General features: G+C 56.9%; 11 protein-coding genes and 5 pseudogenes. 9 read left to right on the forward strand and 7 right to left on the reverse strand.

What is annotated here, in order from left to right; genetic code table 11:
• Positions 1 to 2 precede the first annotated feature (2 nt).
• The 6 genes and pseudogenes from rpoZ (at position 3) to GM30_RS11385 (ending at position 6,971) form a co-directional block, all read left to right on the forward strand.
• Positions 3 to 278 carry a DNA-directed RNA polymerase subunit omega gene (rpoZ, locus tag GM30_RS11360; protein WP_000135058.1) on the forward strand — a complete coding sequence of 92 codons (276 nt, stop codon included), beginning with the start codon at positions 3 to 5 and terminating at the stop codon, positions 276 to 278.
• 19 nt (positions 279 to 297) lie between these two features.
• Positions 298 to 2,372 (forward strand): annotated as a pseudogene (gene spoT / locus GM30_RS11365) (bifunctional GTP diphosphokinase/guanosine-3',5'-bis pyrophosphate 3'-pyrophosphohydrolase).
• Between the two features lie 4 nt (positions 2,373 to 2,376).
• Positions 2,377 to 3,066, forward strand: coding sequence for a tRNA (guanosine(18)-2'-O)-methyltransferase TrmH (gene trmH, locus GM30_RS11370; RefSeq protein WP_049848712.1), 690 nt, complete (start codon positions 2,377 to 2,379; stop codon positions 3,064 to 3,066).
• 3 nt (positions 3,067 to 3,069) lie between these two features.
• On the forward strand, positions 3,070 to 5,151 hold the full coding sequence (gene recG, locus GM30_RS11375) for an ATP-dependent DNA helicase RecG (protein ID WP_049848713.1): 2,082 nt from the start codon (positions 3,070 to 3,072) through the stop codon (positions 5,149 to 5,151).
• 49 nt (positions 5,152 to 5,200) lie between these two features.
• Positions 5,201 to 6,211 (forward strand): class II fructose-bisphosphatase, encoded by a 1,011-nt coding sequence (glpX, locus tag GM30_RS11380; protein ID WP_049848714.1) that lies wholly within the window; start codon positions 5,201 to 5,203, stop codon positions 6,209 to 6,211.
• A gap of 95 nt (positions 6,212 to 6,306) precedes the next feature.
• Positions 6,307 to 6,971, forward strand: a pseudogene (locus GM30_RS11385) (ferredoxin--NADP(+) reductase).
• Here the strand turns inward: GM30_RS11385 and GM30_RS11390 are convergent.
• On the reverse strand, positions 6,972 to 7,391 hold the full coding sequence (locus tag GM30_RS11390) for a DUF805 domain-containing protein (RefSeq protein ID WP_049848716.1): 420 nt from the start codon (positions 7,389 to 7,391) through the stop codon (positions 6,972 to 6,974).
• A gap of 111 nt (positions 7,392 to 7,502) precedes the next feature.
• On the opposite strand from GM30_RS11390, the gene GM30_RS11395 reads away from it, so the two are divergent.
• Positions 7,503 to 8,102 (forward strand): DUF1454 family protein, encoded by a 600-nt coding sequence (locus tag GM30_RS11395; RefSeq protein WP_049848717.1) that lies wholly within the window; start codon positions 7,503 to 7,505, stop codon positions 8,100 to 8,102.
• 109 nt (positions 8,103 to 8,211) lie between these two features.
• Positions 8,212 to 8,926, forward strand: a pseudogene (gene tpiA, locus GM30_RS11400) (triose-phosphate isomerase).
• Positions 8,927 to 9,006: 80 nt separating this feature from the next.
• Here the strand turns inward: tpiA and GM30_RS11405 are convergent.
• From GM30_RS11405 to fabR, 5 genes and pseudogenes are all read right to left on the reverse strand, one after another.
• Positions 9,007 to 9,888 (reverse strand): annotated as a pseudogene (locus GM30_RS11405) (SLC13 family permease).
• Positions 9,889 to 9,960: 72 nt separating this feature from the next.
• Positions 9,961 to 10,685 (reverse strand): annotated as a pseudogene (locus GM30_RS11410) (CDP-diacylglycerol diphosphatase).
• Positions 10,686 to 10,778: 93 nt separating this feature from the next.
• A complete protein-coding gene (locus tag GM30_RS11415; protein ID WP_049848718.1) occupies positions 10,779 to 11,768 on the reverse strand; it encodes a sulfate ABC transporter substrate-binding protein in 990 nt (329 codons plus the stop codon).
• A gap of 146 nt (positions 11,769 to 11,914) precedes the next feature.
• Entirely contained in the window at positions 11,915 to 12,274 is a 360-nt protein-coding gene (locus GM30_RS11420) for a YijD family membrane protein (RefSeq protein ID WP_049848719.1), read from the reverse strand.
• Positions 12,274 to 12,924, reverse strand: a complete 651-nt coding sequence (gene fabR, locus GM30_RS11425) for an HTH-type transcriptional repressor FabR (RefSeq protein WP_049848720.1) — start codon at positions 12,922 to 12,924, stop codon at positions 12,274 to 12,276. Before fabR ends, GM30_RS11420 begins: the two co-directional genes overlap by 1 nt.
• Before the next feature lie 197 nt (positions 12,925 to 13,121).
• On the opposite strand from fabR, the gene sthA reads away from it, so the two are divergent.
• The gene (gene sthA / locus GM30_RS11430; RefSeq protein WP_049848721.1) at positions 13,122 to 14,522 is read left to right on the forward strand and encodes a Si-specific NAD(P)(+) transhydrogenase; all 1,401 of its coding nucleotides are present in this window, start codon (positions 13,122 to 13,124) and stop codon (positions 14,520 to 14,522) included.
• Here the strand turns inward: sthA and oxyR are convergent.
• Positions 14,505 to 15,422 carry a DNA-binding transcriptional regulator OxyR gene (gene oxyR, locus GM30_RS11435; protein ID WP_049848722.1) on the reverse strand — a complete coding sequence of 306 codons (918 nt, stop codon included), beginning with the start codon at positions 15,420 to 15,422 and terminating at the stop codon, positions 14,505 to 14,507. The genes sthA and oxyR overlap by 18 nt on opposite strands.
• Positions 15,423 to 15,595 lie beyond the last annotated feature (173 nt).

Here is a 15,595-nt window from a genome sequence, read left to right on the forward strand (position 1 = left end):
GTATGGCACGCGTAACTGTTCAGGACGCTGTAGAGAAAATTGGTAACCGTTTTGACCTGGTACTGGTCGCCGCGCGTCGCGCTCGTCAGATGCAGGTAGGCGGTAAAGATCCGCTGGTACCGGAAGAAAACGATAAAACCACCGTTATCGCGCTGCGCGAAATCGAAGAAGGCCTGATTAACAACCAGATCCTCGACGTACGTGAGCGCCAGGAGCAGCAAGAGCAGGAAGCCGCAGAACTGCAGGCCGTTACCGCCATTGCTGAAGGTCGTCGTTAATTAAACCTGCGGGTCGCCCTTGTATCTGTTTGAAAGCCTGAATCAGCTGATTCAAACTTACCTGCCTGAAGATCAAATCAAGCGTCTTCAGCAGGCGTATCTCGTTGCACGTGACGCTCACGAGGGCCAGACACGTTCAAGCGGTGAACCCTATATCACGCACCCGGTGGCGGTAGCCTGTATCCTGGCCGAGATGAAACTCGACTACGAAACGCTGATGGCTGCCCTGCTGCATGACGTGATTGAAGATACCCCCGCCACCTACCAGGACATGGAACAGCTGTTTGGCAAAAGCGTTGCCGAACTGGTGGAAGGGGTGTCGAAACTTGATAAGCTCAAATTCCGCGATAAGAAAGAGGCGCAGGCCGAAAACTTTCGCAAGATGATTATGGCGATGGTGCAGGACATCCGCGTCATTCTCATCAAACTCGCTGACCGCACCCATAACATGCGCACCCTGGGCTCCCTACGCCCGGACAAACGTCGCCGCATCGCCCGTGAAACCCTCGAAATTTATAGCCCGCTGGCGCACCGTTTAGGTATTCATCACATTAAAACCGAGCTGGAAGAGCTGGGTTTTGAAGCGCTGTACCCGAACCGCTATCGCGTAATTAAAGAGGTGGTGAAAGCCGCACGTGGCAACCGTAAAGAGATGATCCAAAAAATCCTCTCTGAAATCGAAGGGCGTTTGCAAGAGGCAGGCATTCCCTGTCGCGTGAGTGGTCGTGAGAAGCATCTGTACTCGATCTACTGCAAAATGGTGCTGAAAGAGCAGCGTTTTCATTCGATCATGGATATCTACGCCTTCCGCGTGATCGTACATGACCCGGACACCTGCTACCGTGTTCTCGGCCAGATGCACAGCCTGTACAAACCGCGCCCGGGGCGGGTGAAAGACTATATTGCCATTCCGAAAGCGAACGGCTATCAGTCTTTGCACACCTCAATGATTGGTCCGCATGGGGTGCCGGTTGAGGTGCAGATTCGTACCGAAGATATGGATCAGATGGCGGAGATGGGGGTTGCGGCGCACTGGGCTTATAAAGAGCACGGCGAGACCAGCACTACCGCGCAAATCCGCGCCCAGCGCTGGATGCAGAGCCTGCTGGAGCTGCAGCAAAGCGCCGGTAGTTCGTTTGAATTTATCGAGAGCGTTAAATCTGATCTCTTCCCGGATGAGATTTATGTTTTCACGCCGGAAGGCCGCATTGTCGAATTACCGGCAGGCGCCACGCCGGTCGACTTCGCCTACGCGGTGCATACTGATATCGGCCACGCCTGCGTTGGCGCACGCGTCGATCGCCAGCCTTACCCGCTATCGCAGTCGCTTTCCAGCGGCCAAACTGTGGAAATCATCACCGCCCCTGGCGCGCGTCCTAACGCTGCCTGGCTGAACTTTGTGGTGAGTTCGAAAGCGCGCGCGAAAATTCGCCAGTTGCTGAAAAACCTCAAGCGTGATGATTCCGTGAGCCTTGGCCGTCGCCTGCTTAACCACGCGTTAGGTGGTAGCCGCAAGCTGGCGGAAATCCCGCATGAGAGCATTCAACGCGAGCTCGACCGCATGAAACTGGCCGGTCTTGACGATCTGCTGGCGGAAATTGGCCTCGGAAACGCGATGAGCGTTGTGGTCGCGAAAAACCTGCTGCAGGGCGACGCAGCGGCAGGCGCGCGCTGATCACCTTCGCCAAGTGTTGTCGTCCGATTCCAGGCGATCCGATCATCGCCCACGTCAGCCCGGGTAAAGGGCTGGTGATCCACCATGAATCCTGCCGTAACATCCGTGGTTATCAGAAAGAGCCTGAGAAGTTTATGGCGGGGGGGGGGGGTAAAGAGAGGGATAAAGAGACCGAGCAGGAATTCATCACCGAAATTAAAGTGGATATGTTCAACCATCAGGGTGCGCTGGCAAACCTGACGGCGGCGATCAACACCGCGACGTCCAATATTCAGAGCCTGAATACGGAAGAGAAAGACGGCCGCGTGTACAGCGCATTTATTCGCCTGACCGCCCGCGATCGCGTCCATCTGGCGAATATCATGCGTAAAATCCGCGTGATGCCGGACGTGATTAAAGTCACCCGTAACCGAAACTAGAAACATGAATCAGAAACGTTATGAGCGCATTTGTGAAATGCTCGCCAGGCGTCAGCCCGACCTGACCGTCTGCATGGAGCAGGTCCACAAACCACATAATGTTTCCGCAATCGTTCGCACCGCCGATGCGGTTGGCGTGCATGAAGTGCATGCCATCTGGCCTGGTAACCGCATGCGCACCATGGCATCGACAGCGGCGGGCAGCAACAGCTGGGTCAGTGTAAAAACGCACCCGACGATTGGCGAAGCCGTTACGCACCTGAAAGCGCGCGGCATGCAGGTGCTGGCGACGCATCTTTCTGATAAAGCCGTCGATTTTCGCGACATCGATTACACCCGCCCGACCTGCATTCTGATGGGTCAGGAGAAAACCGGCATCACTCAGGAAGCGTTAGCGCTGGCAGACCAGGACATCATTATTCCGATGATCGGCATGGTGCAGTCGCTGAACGTCTCCGTCGCCTCAGCCTTGATCCTCTACGAAGCGCAACGCCAGCGGCAAAACGCCGGTATGTACGAGCGCGAAAACAGCACCCTGCCGGAAGCGGAACAGCAGCGTTTGTTGTTCGAAGGCGGTTACCCGGTGCTGGCACGCGTGGCGAAGCGTAAAAAATTGCCTTACCCCCATGTAAATGCGTCCGGCGAAATCGAAGCCGATGCGGCGTGGTGGGCCACCATGCAGGCGGCGAGATAAGCCATGGGCGGCCGTCTGCTGGATGCCGTTCCGCTGAGTTCGCTCACCGGCGTTGGCGCGGCGCAGACCAGCAAGCTCGCAAAAATCGGACTGCATACCGTGCAGGATTTGCTCCTGCATCTGCCGCTGCGCTACGAAGACCGCACCCAACTTTACCCGATTAACGACCTGCTCCCCGGCGTTTACGCGACCGTGGAGGGCGAAGTGCTGAACTGCAACGTCTCCTTTGGTGGCCGTCGGATGATGACCTGCCAGATCAGCGACGGCACCGGCATTCTCACCATGCGTTTTTTCAACTTCAACGCGGCGATGAAAAACAGCCTTGCGACCGGGCGTCGCGTGCTGGCCTACGGTGAAGCCAAACGCGGCAAATACGGCGCGGAAATGATCCACCCGGAATACCGCGTACAGGGCGATCTCAGCACGCCGGAGCTGCAGGAAACGCTGACGCCGGTATATCCGACGACCGAAGGCATTAAGCAGGCGACGCTGCGCAAGCTCACCGACCAGGCGCTCGATCTGCTCGACACCTGTGCCATTACCGAACTGCTGCCGCCGGATCTGGCGCAAGGGATGATGAGCCTACCTGAGGCGCTGCGTACGCTGCATCGCCCGCCGCCGACAATGCAACTCAGTGACCTCGAAACCGGGCAACNNCCGGCGCAGCGGCGTTTGATTCTCGAAGAGCTGCTGGCGCACAACCTGAGCATGCTGGCGCTTCGTGCGGGCGCGCAGCGCTACCACGCCCAACCACTCAGCGCGAAAGACGATTTGAAAAATCAGCTGCTGGCCGCGCTGCCGTTTAAACCGACCGGCGCACAGGAACGCGTGGTCGCGGAAATCGAACGTGATATGGCGCTGGATGTGCCGATGATGCGCCTGGTGCAGGGCGATGTCGGCTCCGGTAAAACGCTGGTTGCCGCGCTGGCCGCGCTGCGGGCGATTGCTCACGGCAATCAGGTGGCGCTGATGGCACCGACGGAGCTGCTCGCAGAGCAGCACGCCAACAACTTCCGCAACTGGTTTGCCCCGCTGGGCATTGAAGTCGGCTGGCTGGCGGGCAAACAGAAAGGGAAAGCGCGCCAGGCGCAACAGGAAGCCATCGCCCTCGGCCAGGTGCAGATGATTGTCGGCACCCATGCTATTTTTCAGGAGCAGGTGCAGTTTAACGGGCTGGCGTTGGTGATCATCGACGAACAGCACCGTTTCGGCGTGCATCAGCGGCTGGCGCTGTGGGAAAAAGGTCAACAACAGGGTTTTCACCCGCATCAGCTGATCATGACCGCAACGCCGATCCCGCGCACCCTGGCGATGACCGCCTACGCCGATCTCGACACCTCGGTCATCGACGAACTGCCGCCTGGGCGTACGCCGGTGTCGACGGTCGCCATCCCGGATACCCGGCGCAACGAAATTATTGACCGCGTACGCCATGCCGGTACGGCTGAAGGGCGTCAGGCATACTGGGTCTGTACACTGATTGAAGAGTCGGAACTGCTGGAAGCGCAGGCGGCGGAAGCCACCTGGGAAGAGCTCAAACTGGCGCTGCCAGAACTGAAAATCGGCCTTGTGCACGGTCGTATGAAGCCTGCCGAGAAGCAGGACGTGATGCTGGCGTTTAAGCAGGGCGACCTGCAACTGTTAGTGGCAACGACGGTCATTGAAGTGGGTGTGGATGTCCCCAACGCCAGCCTGATGATCATTGAAAACCCGGAGCGGCTGGGTCTCGCGCAACTCCATCAGCTGCGCGGGCGCGTCGGGCGCGGCGCGGTCGCTTCCCACTGCGTGCTGCTCTACAAATCACCACTGTCAAAAACCGCGCAAAAACGGTTGCAGGTGCTGCGCGACAGCAATGATGGTTTCGTGATCGCGCAAAAAGACCTGGAAATTCGCGGCCCCGGCGAACTGCTCGGCACGCGCCAGACCGGCAATGCGGAATTTAAAGTCGCCGACTTGCTGCGCGATCAGGGTCTAATCCCCGACGTTCAGCGCATCGCACGCCATATTCATGAACGTTATCCGGCGCAGGCGCAGGCACTGATCGAACGCTGGATGCCGGAAACGGAACGCTATTCCAACGCGTAGCTGCCCTTATTGGGGTGGCTTCGCCCATTTTTTTCCTGAAGAGTTTGTTATGAAACGAGAACTTGCCATCGAATTTTCGCGTGTCACCGAAGCTGCCGCCCTGGCGGGCTATAAGTGGCTGGGCCGTGGTGATAAGAACACGGCGGACGGCGCGGCGGTCAACGCCATGCGCATCATGCTGAACCAGGTCAATATCGACGGCACCATCGTGATTGGCGAAGGCGAGATCGACGAAGCGCCAATGCTTTACATCGGTGAGAAAGTGGGTACCGGCAAGGGCGATGCCGTAGATATCGCTGTCGATCCGATTGAAGGCACCCGTATGACCGCGATGGGTCAGGCGAACGCGCTGGCAGTGCTGGCGGTGGGCGATAAAGGCACCTTCCTGAACGCGCCGGACATGTATATGGAAAAGCTGATCGTCGGTCCCGGCGCGAAAGGCGCTATCGACCTCAACCTGCCGCTGGCGGATAACCTGCGTAACGTCGCCGCCGCGCTCAACAAGCCGCTCAGCGAGCTTACCGTGACCATTCTGGCAAAGCCGCGCCACGATGCGGTGATCGCCTTTATGCAGCAGTTAGGCGTGCGTGTGTTTGCCATTCCTGATGGCGACGTGGCCGCCTCGATTCTCACCTGCATGCCGGACAGCGAAGTGGACGTGCTGTACGGCATCGGCGGTGCGCCGGAAGGCGTGGTGTCTGCGGCGGTGATCCGCGCGCTCGACGGCGATATGCACGGTCGTCTGCTGCCTCGTCATGACGTTAAGGGCGACAGTGAAGAGAACCGTCGGATCGGCGAAAACGAGCTGGCACGCTGCAAAGCGATGGGCATCGAAGCAAATCAGGTGCTGCGGCTCGACGACATGGCGCGCAACGACAACGTGATTTTCTCCGCCACCGGCATCACCAAAGGCGATCTGCTGGACGGCATCACCCGCAAGGGCAACATGGCGACCACCGAAACCCTGCTGATCCGCGGTAAATCGCGGACGATTCGCCGCATCCAGTCGATTCATTACCTCGATCGCAAAGACCCGGACGTGCAGCGCCACATCCTGTAAGCCATTTGTCTGATTGAGCTTTCCGGCCCTGCGGGGCTGGAAATCTGCGCCCTGAGTGACGAAGATAAGGTATCGCTTCAGAACAGGAGAAGATTATGGCGGACTGGGTTACTGGCAAAGTGACGAAGGTGGAGTACTGGACCGACGCGTTGTTTAGTCTTACCGTTCATGCGCCTGTTCAGCCGTTTACTGCCGGGCAGTTCACCAAACTGGGGCTGGAAATTGATGGCGAGCGCGTCCAGCGCGCCTATTCCTACGTCAATGCGCCCGCCAGTCCCGATCTCGAGTTTTATCTGGTTACCGTTNCTGGCCGCGCTGAAACCCGGCGACGAACTCCAGCTGGTCAGCGAAGCTTCCGGTTTCTTTGTCCTCAACGAAGTGCCCGACTGCGAGACGTTGTGGATGCTGGCGACCGGCACCGCGCTTGGCCCTTATCTCTCCATTCTGCAGGACGGCAACGGCCTCGACCGCTTTAAAAACCTGGTGCTGGTCCATGCGGTGCGTTACGCCGCCGATTTAAGCTATCTGCCACTGATGCTCGAACTGCAAAAACGCTACGAAGGGAAGCTGCGGATCCAGACGGTGGTGAGTCGCGAAACGATTGCCGGTTCGCTGACCGGACGCGTCCCGGCGTTGATTGATAACGGCGAACTGGAAGCGGCGGGCGGGCCNTACCCAGCAATTACTGAAAGATACCCGGCAGATGACCAAACATTTGCGCCGCCGTCCGGGCCATATGACCGCCGAACACTACTGGTGATCAGCGGTATTTCACATCCTGCGTCTCTTTACCGTATTTATTCTCGCCCTGGGTGCCGACAAACGCGCCCAGGTCAATCAGCATCATCACGATAATCAGCGTCGGAATGAAACGGCCCACGCCCCACTGCCAGACGCCGGGTAGCATCACCCAGTTTCCGGCGAGCAGCATCCAGGCGAGGATCATCAGCAACGCCCACAGCCCGGATTTTCCGCGATCATGCAGCCGTTTTACGGTGACGGCCGCCGTTGGCCATAACAGGCAGACGAGCGCGAAGGCGGCGGTCTGCAGATTCAGCCAGTTGCTACCGGCGAGGGTAAACAGCACAATCATCGCCAGGATCCAGATGCCTATCCAGATCCAGAAATCACGGCGCCCGATACGCCCCTTAATCGAAAAAAGCCACTGCTGTAGGGTCATTTCCCATTCCTTATTCTGTCGTGGCGCGTAGTTTACCCTGGTAACGTCTCTTTTTGACAAGCCGGACGCTTCCCGTTTTAATCGTCAGCAAGAGATTCCGAGGATGGTAAGATGAAAAAGTGGATATCGTTGTTTTTGTTAGCGCTCGCCGTCACGACGGCGAGCTATCGCGCGTTGTCGGCCGATGCACCTGCAACCACGACGGCGCCCTACCTGCTGCCGGGCGCACCCACGTTTGATCTCTCCATCAGCCAGTTCCGGGAAAAATTCAACGCCGATAATCCCACTCTCGCACTTAATGAATTCCGTTCGATTGGCGGCAGTCGCGACCAGCTCAACCTGACCCGCGCCGCCACCAAAATTAACGAAAACCTGTACGCTTCCACCGCCCTTGAACGCGGCACACTGAAAATTAAATCGATGCAGGTCACCTGGCTACCGATTCAGGGGCCGGAAAAAAAGGCAGCCAGAGATAAAGCGCTTGAATACATGGCGGCGATCATCCGCACCTTTACCCCGGCACTGACCAAACCCCAAAGTCTGCAAAAGCTGCAAAAACTGCTGACGCTCGGCAAAGGCAAACACTATTACGCCGCCGCGGAAGGCGCGATCCGCTATGTTGTCGCAGATAACGGTGAAAAAGGGCTGACCTTCGCTGTTGAACCGATTAAGCTGGCGCTATCTGAGGCTCTTGAGAGCAACAATAAATGATAAAAAGCAAAGCCATCGGAGCCATCAATCTCTATACTGTTTCACAGACCATGCTGCCCTGACGGGTGGCCATATTCCTTAATTCGCTTTTGTAGCGTGGAGAATTGAAATGCGACATCCTTTAGTGATGGGTAACTGGAAACTGAACGGCAGGCGCCACACNTGACGTAGCTATCGCTCCGCCAGAAATGTACCTTGATCTGGCGAAACAGGCCGCTGCGGGCAGCCACATCATCCTGGGCGCGCAGAACGTTGACGTTAACCTGTCCGGCGCATTCACCGGTGAAACTTCCGCTGAAATGCTGAAAGATATCGGCGCGAAATACATCATCATCGGCCACTCTGAGCGTCGTACCTATCACAAAGAATCCGACGAGTTCATCGCGAAGAAATTTGCCGTGCTGAAAGAGCAGGGTCTGGTGCCGGTACTGTGCATCGGTGAAACCGAAGCGGAAAACGAAGCGGGCAAAACCGAAGAAGTCTGCGCACGTCAGATTGACGCTGTACTGAAAACCCAGGGCGCTTCCGCGTTCGAAGGCGTGGTTATCGCCTACGAGCCAGTATGGGCGATCGGTACCGGCAAATCTGCCACCCCGGCGCAGGCGCAGGCGGTTCACAAATTCATCCGTGACCACATTGCGAAAGCTGACGCGAAAATCGCTCAGCAGGTCATCATCCAGTACGGCGGTTCTGTTAACGCGTCTAACGCGGCTGAGCTGTTCACCCAGCCGGACATCGACGGCGCACTGGTTGGCGGCGCATCCCTGAAAGCGGACGCTTTCGCGGTGATCGTTAAAGCAGCAGAAGCGGCAAAACAGAAGTAATTCTGTTGTGGCGGGTGGCGCTTCGCTTACCCGCCCTACAAACTCGTAGGCCCGGTAAGCGCCAGCGCCACCGGGCTTTTTTACAACTGACCTAATACCCTGAACCACAAATAATCCAGCGGCAGCAGCACCAGATAGCTCGCTAACGCCAGCGCCAGACACAGCATCATACCCGCCCGCGCCGGCACTTTCCCTAATCCCATCGCCACCACAATCGGCGACGCCTGATAAGGCAGCAGCGGCGTGGAATATCCCAGCACCTGAATCATGATCACGCTGAGCAGCGGGAAACCNNGAAAAGCTCTGCGCAAACGTCGTATACAGCGCCGGGACACCGTTGGCCGTCATGATAAAGTTCAGTGCCGTGGTAATGCCAGTCAACGCCAGGAAGCTGACAAACGGACGCTGCGGATCGAGCGGCATCACCTTCAGCAACGCATCGCCCACCGCGTCGCCAATGCCGGTTTGCGTGACAATAATGGCAAGCCCGAGGATCCCGGCGACGTAAATACAGGTGCGGATGTTAACGCCGGTCGAAAACTCTTCCCCGCTGATAAACCCGATGCGCGGCAGCAGCGTCACACAGGCGGCGGCAAGGCCAGTCCAGGCGGGGGGGGNNGGCTTGCCGGGAAACAGCCAGCAGATCAGGCCAATCAGAATCAGACCTTTCAGCCAGCCCAGCACCGGCGTATGCAGCAGCAGATAGGGAACGTAGTTGAGATGGATCCCATAAGAGCCTTCCGCCGCCCCGCTCATCACCAGATTCGGCACGTTAGCAGGCAGAATGGTGGCGGAAAGCTGGAACGTACCGAAGCCCACGGCCAGCGCCAGTCCGTACCAGGCGCGGGGATTTTCATGGATAACNCGGTGATGAATTCCGGCAACAGCGACGACGCCCATAACACAATGGTGACGCCGACAATCAGTGATGGGAGAAACAGAGGATGCGAAAGCCAGGACATGCCTGTCTCCTGTCGTTTTTTTCAGCAAGAATACGACGACAGGAGAAGCAGGTAAATGCCAGAGTTAGTGGGTTATTGCAGAATATCGCATTGATGATCCTGAATTTCTTCTGAAGACGCCAGGTTCAGGGTCAGCAGATTACGCTCGGTCGCCAGCAGCACAAACGAACCGTCGCTCTGCTGCGCCATCGCCAGCGCAAAGCGCCCCATATGGTCGCGCGCTTCCGGCACCTCTTCCGCCAGCATCAGGAACGGGCTGCGCTGCACCAGCTCGCTTTCCGTCACCCGGCGCGCCAGATATTCATGGCCCATCAACCCACCCGGCAGCGGCAGCCAGCGCGTGCTGATGGCCGCCATATCGCCATTAAGCTGTTCGTATGAAAATGGTTCTGCGTCCGACCGACGCGCGAGTTAATCGCCAGCGAGACGGCCTCATCCGGCACCGGTGCGCCATGGCGCTTGCTCAGCAGATTGCGCCCCTGCCACGCCTGCCAGAAAAAGTTCGGCGTTTGCGGGTCGAGCAGCAGCGGGCTTTCGGTGCCGTTGATACGGTAGGTGGGCATCAGCAGGTACTGCAACGGACCGTTGCGATCTTTGAAGAGGACATAACCGCCCTGTAAATTCACCTCGTCGCAAGGTGCGGTCGGCTGGTGCTGTTGCGCCTTCGGCACACACTCGCCTAACACTTTGTCACGCAGCGCGTCAGGATTACCGGATTGCAGCCAGAACCAGCCACCAGCGGCGACGACCACCACGATGATCACCAGCGCCAGAATGATACGTCGTACACTTCTCATTGTGCTTTCCCTGGTTGAATACGAACCGGAAGAGTACAGCATAATGATGACCAAATAAAAACGGCCCCGAAGGGCCGCATACTTTTTTCGTATTTAACGCTTGCTGATCTGGTCGAACGTGCCGCCGTTAGAGAAGTGCTCTTTTTGCGCCTTCGTCCAGCCGCCGAACTCTTCATCAATGGTAAACAGCTTCAGTTTCGGGAATGCGCTGTCATATTTTTTCGCTATCGCCGGGTCACGCGGACGGTAGAAGTTCTTCGCGGCGATCTCCTGGCCTTCCGGCGAGTAGAGGTATTTCAGGTAGGCTTCCGCCACCGCCTGCGTGCCTTTTTTCTCAGCGACTTTGTCGACGACAGAGACGGTCGGCTCAGCCAGAATCGACTCGCTCGGGGTGACGATTTCAAACTTGTCTTTACCCAGTTCGTTGGTGGCCAGCAGCGCTTCGTTTTCCCAGGCAATCAGCACATCGCCAATGCCGCGTTCCACGAAGGTGTTGGTTGCGCCACGGGCACCGGAATCCAGCACTTCGACGTTTTTAAACAGCGCCTTCACGAATTCCTGCGCTTTTGCCTGATCGCCATTGTTATGGTGCAGCGCGTAGCCCCAGGCCGCCAGGTAGTTCCAGCGCGCGCCGCCGGAGCTTTTCGGGTTCGGGGTGATGATCGACACGCCCGGTTTAATCAAATCGTTCCAGTCGTGGATCTGTTTCGGGTTGCCTTTACGCACCAGGAAAACGATGGTGGAGGTGTACGGCGCAGAGTTATCCGGCAGACGTTTAATCCAGTTTTTATCGATGCGGCCGCGTTCGGCAATGGCATCAACATCATAGGCCAGCGCGAGGGTAACGACGTCTGCCTCAAGGCCATTGATCACTGACGTTGCCTGTTTGCCCGAGCCGCCGTGCGACTGGCGAATCACGACGTTATCGCCGGTTTCTTGTTTCCAGTGCGCGCTAAATGCTTTGTTGTATTGCTCGTACAGTTCGCGCGTCGGATCGTACGACACGTTTAATAATTGAATATCCTTTGCCAGAATGCTGGTAGAGACCAGCAAAAGCGTTAAGCCCAAATGCCACTTTTTCATCGCCCGCTCTCTTATGCTGTGTTGTGATGAAACCAGCCTGCCAGAAAGCGATCCAATGATTAAAGAATAAAAAAAGATTTGCTATAACCATTGAGCATAAAGCATGCCAACAAAAACCCCCGGCAGCATGGCGAGGGGTTCTCATCTTACTCGGTGATGTCGTCTTTGCGGCTGCGCAGACGGAAACCAATCCAGAACACCATGACCACCGACAGCACGGCGGGCAGGAAGTTAGAGCCGATGTCCGGGTACTCTGCGCGTACGACGGTGCTGTAAAGCAGTACGCCAAGAATAAAAAAGGCCGCCGCCAGACCTGGCAGCCCCACCGGCATGGTGCGGTTCTGGTAGCGCTGATGCAGGCAGTAAGCCGCCAGCAGCAGCGAAATGATCGGGAAGATGGAGAACGGCACAATGGAACTGAAAACCGCAGAGAACGTGCCGTTGATCGATAAGCCAGCCACCAGGGCCAGCAAGAGCGTACCTTTATCCTGCACTGACTGTTTCATTACTTGTCCTTCACCTGGTCGGAATGTTGTGAACTCTTTTCCTGCTCCCGGCGATACCAGTAATACGCGCCTTTGGAGATCATCCGCAGCTGTAAAACCAGTCGCTCTTCTAATTGCCGACGCTGTTCCGCGCCAACGTCCAGTGCCTCCGCGCCTGCGCTGAACACGATGGTAACCATCGCTTCGGCCTGTGCTTCAGTAAAGGCGCGCGGCATATGGTTTTCGATTTCCAGATAGTCCGCGAGTTCCGCAATAAAGTGCTGAATTTCACGCGCAACGGCGGCACGAAACGCTGGCGAAGTGCCGGAACGTTCACGCAACAGTAAGCGGAAGGCGTTAGGGTTGTTACTAATAAACTCCATAAAGGTGGAGACTGACGTGCGGATCACGCTGCCGCCTTTGGCGATACGCTGACGCGCCTGACGCATCAGCTGGCGCAGCATCAGACCGCTCTCATCGACCATCGTTAAGCCAAGCTCGTCCACGTCGCGGAAATGGCGATAGAAGGAGGTTGGCGCGATCCCTGCCTCGCGCGCGACTTCGCGCAGGCTAAGGCTTGCGAAACTACGCTCAGCGCTTAACTGACTAAATGCGGCTTCGACTAACGAACGCCGGGTTTTCTCTTTTTGTTGCGCTCTTACGCCCATCACGATGTCTGAATCCTTCCAAAGGCCCTGCTGGCACTATACCAGAGAATAACGCTACGTGATTTGTACTGCTTTGTGAATGATTGTTTACGCGCCGATTGTGCTTTCGCGATGCAAAAAAGCACAACGATAATTGGGTTATCGCGCTGATGATGTTATTATTCTGTTGCTTTTATGTATAAGAACAGGTAAGCCTTACCATGCCACACTCCTACGATTATGATGCAATTGTGATAGGTTCCGGCCCCGGCGGCGAAGGCGCTGCAATGGGTCTGGTGAAGCAGGGAGCCCGTGTCGCCGTTATTGAGCGTTATCATAACGTCGGCGGCGGTTGTACTCACTGGGGGACTATCCCGTCGAAAGCGCTGCGACACGCAGTCAGCCGCATCATCGAATTTAACCAGAATCCTCTTTACAGCGATCACTCCCGACTTCTCCGCTCCTCGTTTGCCGATATCCTGAACCACGCCGACAGCGTTATTAATCAGCAAACCCGGATGCGGCAAGGTTTTTATGAGCGCAACCACTGCGAAATTTTGCAGGGCAACGCCCATTTCATTGACGAACACACCCTGGCGCTCGAGTGCCACGACGGCTCCGTCGAAACGATCACCGCAGAGAAATTTGTTATCGCCTGCGGGTCACGCCCGTATCACCCGAACGATGTCGATTTTTCCCATCCGCGCGTGTATGACAGCGACTCAATCCTGTCGATGCACCACGAACCGCGCCACGTGATTATTTACGGTGCCGGGGTGATTGGCTGCGAATATGCGTCGATCTTCCGCGGCATGAGCGTAAAAGTGGATCTGATCAACACCCGCGACCGTCTGCTGGCGTTTCTCGATCAGGAGATGTCGGATTCCCTCTCTTATCACTTCTGGAACAGTGGCGTGGTGATTCGCCACAACGAAGAGTACGAGAGAATTGAAGGGACGGATGACGGCGTCATCATGCACCTGAAATCCGGCAAGAAGCTGAAAGCCGACTGCCTGCTGTACGCCAACGGACGCACCGGTAATACCGACTCGCTGGCGCTGGAAAACATCGGTCTGGAAGCGGACAACCGCGGCCAGCTGAAAGTCAACAGCATGTACCAGACTGCGCTGCCGCACATCTACGCGGTGGGCGACGTGATTGGCTACCCGAGCCTGGCCTCGGCGGCGTACGATCAGGGCCGCATTGCCGCACAGGCGATGATCAAAGGCGAAGCCTCTGCGCATCTGGTGGAAGATATCCCTACCGGCATCTACACCATTCCGGAAATCAGCTTGGTCGGCAAAACCGAACAGCAGCTGACGGCGATGAAAGTGCCGTACGAAGTGGGACGCGCGCAGTTTAAGCACCTGGCACGAGCGCAAATTGTGGGGATGAACGTCGGGACGCTAAAAATTCTCTTCCACCGTGACACGAAAGAGATTCTGGGCATTCACTGCTTTGGCGAGCGCGCGGCCGAGATTATTCACATCGGTCAGGCGATTATGGAGCAGAAAGGTGGTGGCAACACCATTGAGTACTTCGTTAACACCACCTTCAACTACCCGACCATGGCGGAAGCCTATCGGGTAGCGGCGCTGAACGGCTTAAACCGCCTCTTTTAACGGTTTATCGAAATGGCCATCCATCGATCCACGGATGGCCTCTGCCAGCTGCTCATAGCGGCTGCGCAGCGGTGATCCCGGACGGTAGACCAGACCAATCGTACGTTTCGGTTCCGGCTTAATGCACGGCAGATAAATCACGCCGTCGCGTTTACGTTCCTGTGGCACGGCCAGCGCAGGGAGCAGCGTGATTCCGCTACCGGCAGCCACCATGTTGCGCAGCGTTTCCAGACTGGTCGCGCGGAAATGCGTGTCTTCGTCAGCACCCGCTTCAAAGCAGAAACCCATCGCCTGATCGCGCAGGCAGTGCCCGTCTTCCAGCATCAACAACTTTTCACCAGCCAGATCGGACATGGCAACACGATCGCGATTCGCCCACGGGTGATCTTCGTAGATCGCCAGCAGCATCGGCTCATCAAACAGCGGCACTTCAATAAACGCTTCGCTCTCTTTCACCAGCGCCAGGATCGCGCAGTCAAGCTTACCGCTGTCCAGCTGCGCCAGCAGCTGATGCGTTTGCGCTTCGTGGAGGTACATTTCGAGCTTCGGGAACGTCTGGTGCAGCATCGGGATAATATGCGGCAACAGATAGGGACCGACGGTAGGTATCAGGCCAATATGCAACGGCCCGGACATGGTTTCTCCCTGCTGGCTCGCCATCTCCTTGAGCACTTTGACCTCACGCAGCACAGTCCGCGCCTGATCCACCAGCAGCAAACCGGCCTGGGTGAACAGCACTTTACGGCTGGTGCGTTCCAGCAGCATCACACCCAGCTCATCTTCCAGCTTACGAATCTGCCCGCTCAGGGTGGGCTGGCTTACGTGGCAGGAATCTGCAGCACGGCGGAAATGACGGTGTTCGGCTAACGCTACCAGGTATTCAAGATCACGAATATTCATTATTCATCCTCCATCGCCATGATAGTTCATGGCGATAGGTAGCATAGCAATGAACGATTATCCCTATCAAGCTTTCTGTTCAATAATACACCCAGAAACGAAGCGGTATCTCGTTAACCCTTGAAGCCACCGCCCGTTCAGAGAGTTTCTCTCAATAACTAAAGCCAACGTGA

Source organism: Trabulsiella odontotermitis, from assembly GCF_001188485.1.
GTDB classification, from domain to species: Bacteria; Pseudomonadota; Gammaproteobacteria; order Enterobacterales; family Enterobacteriaceae; genus Trabulsiella; species Trabulsiella odontotermitis_A.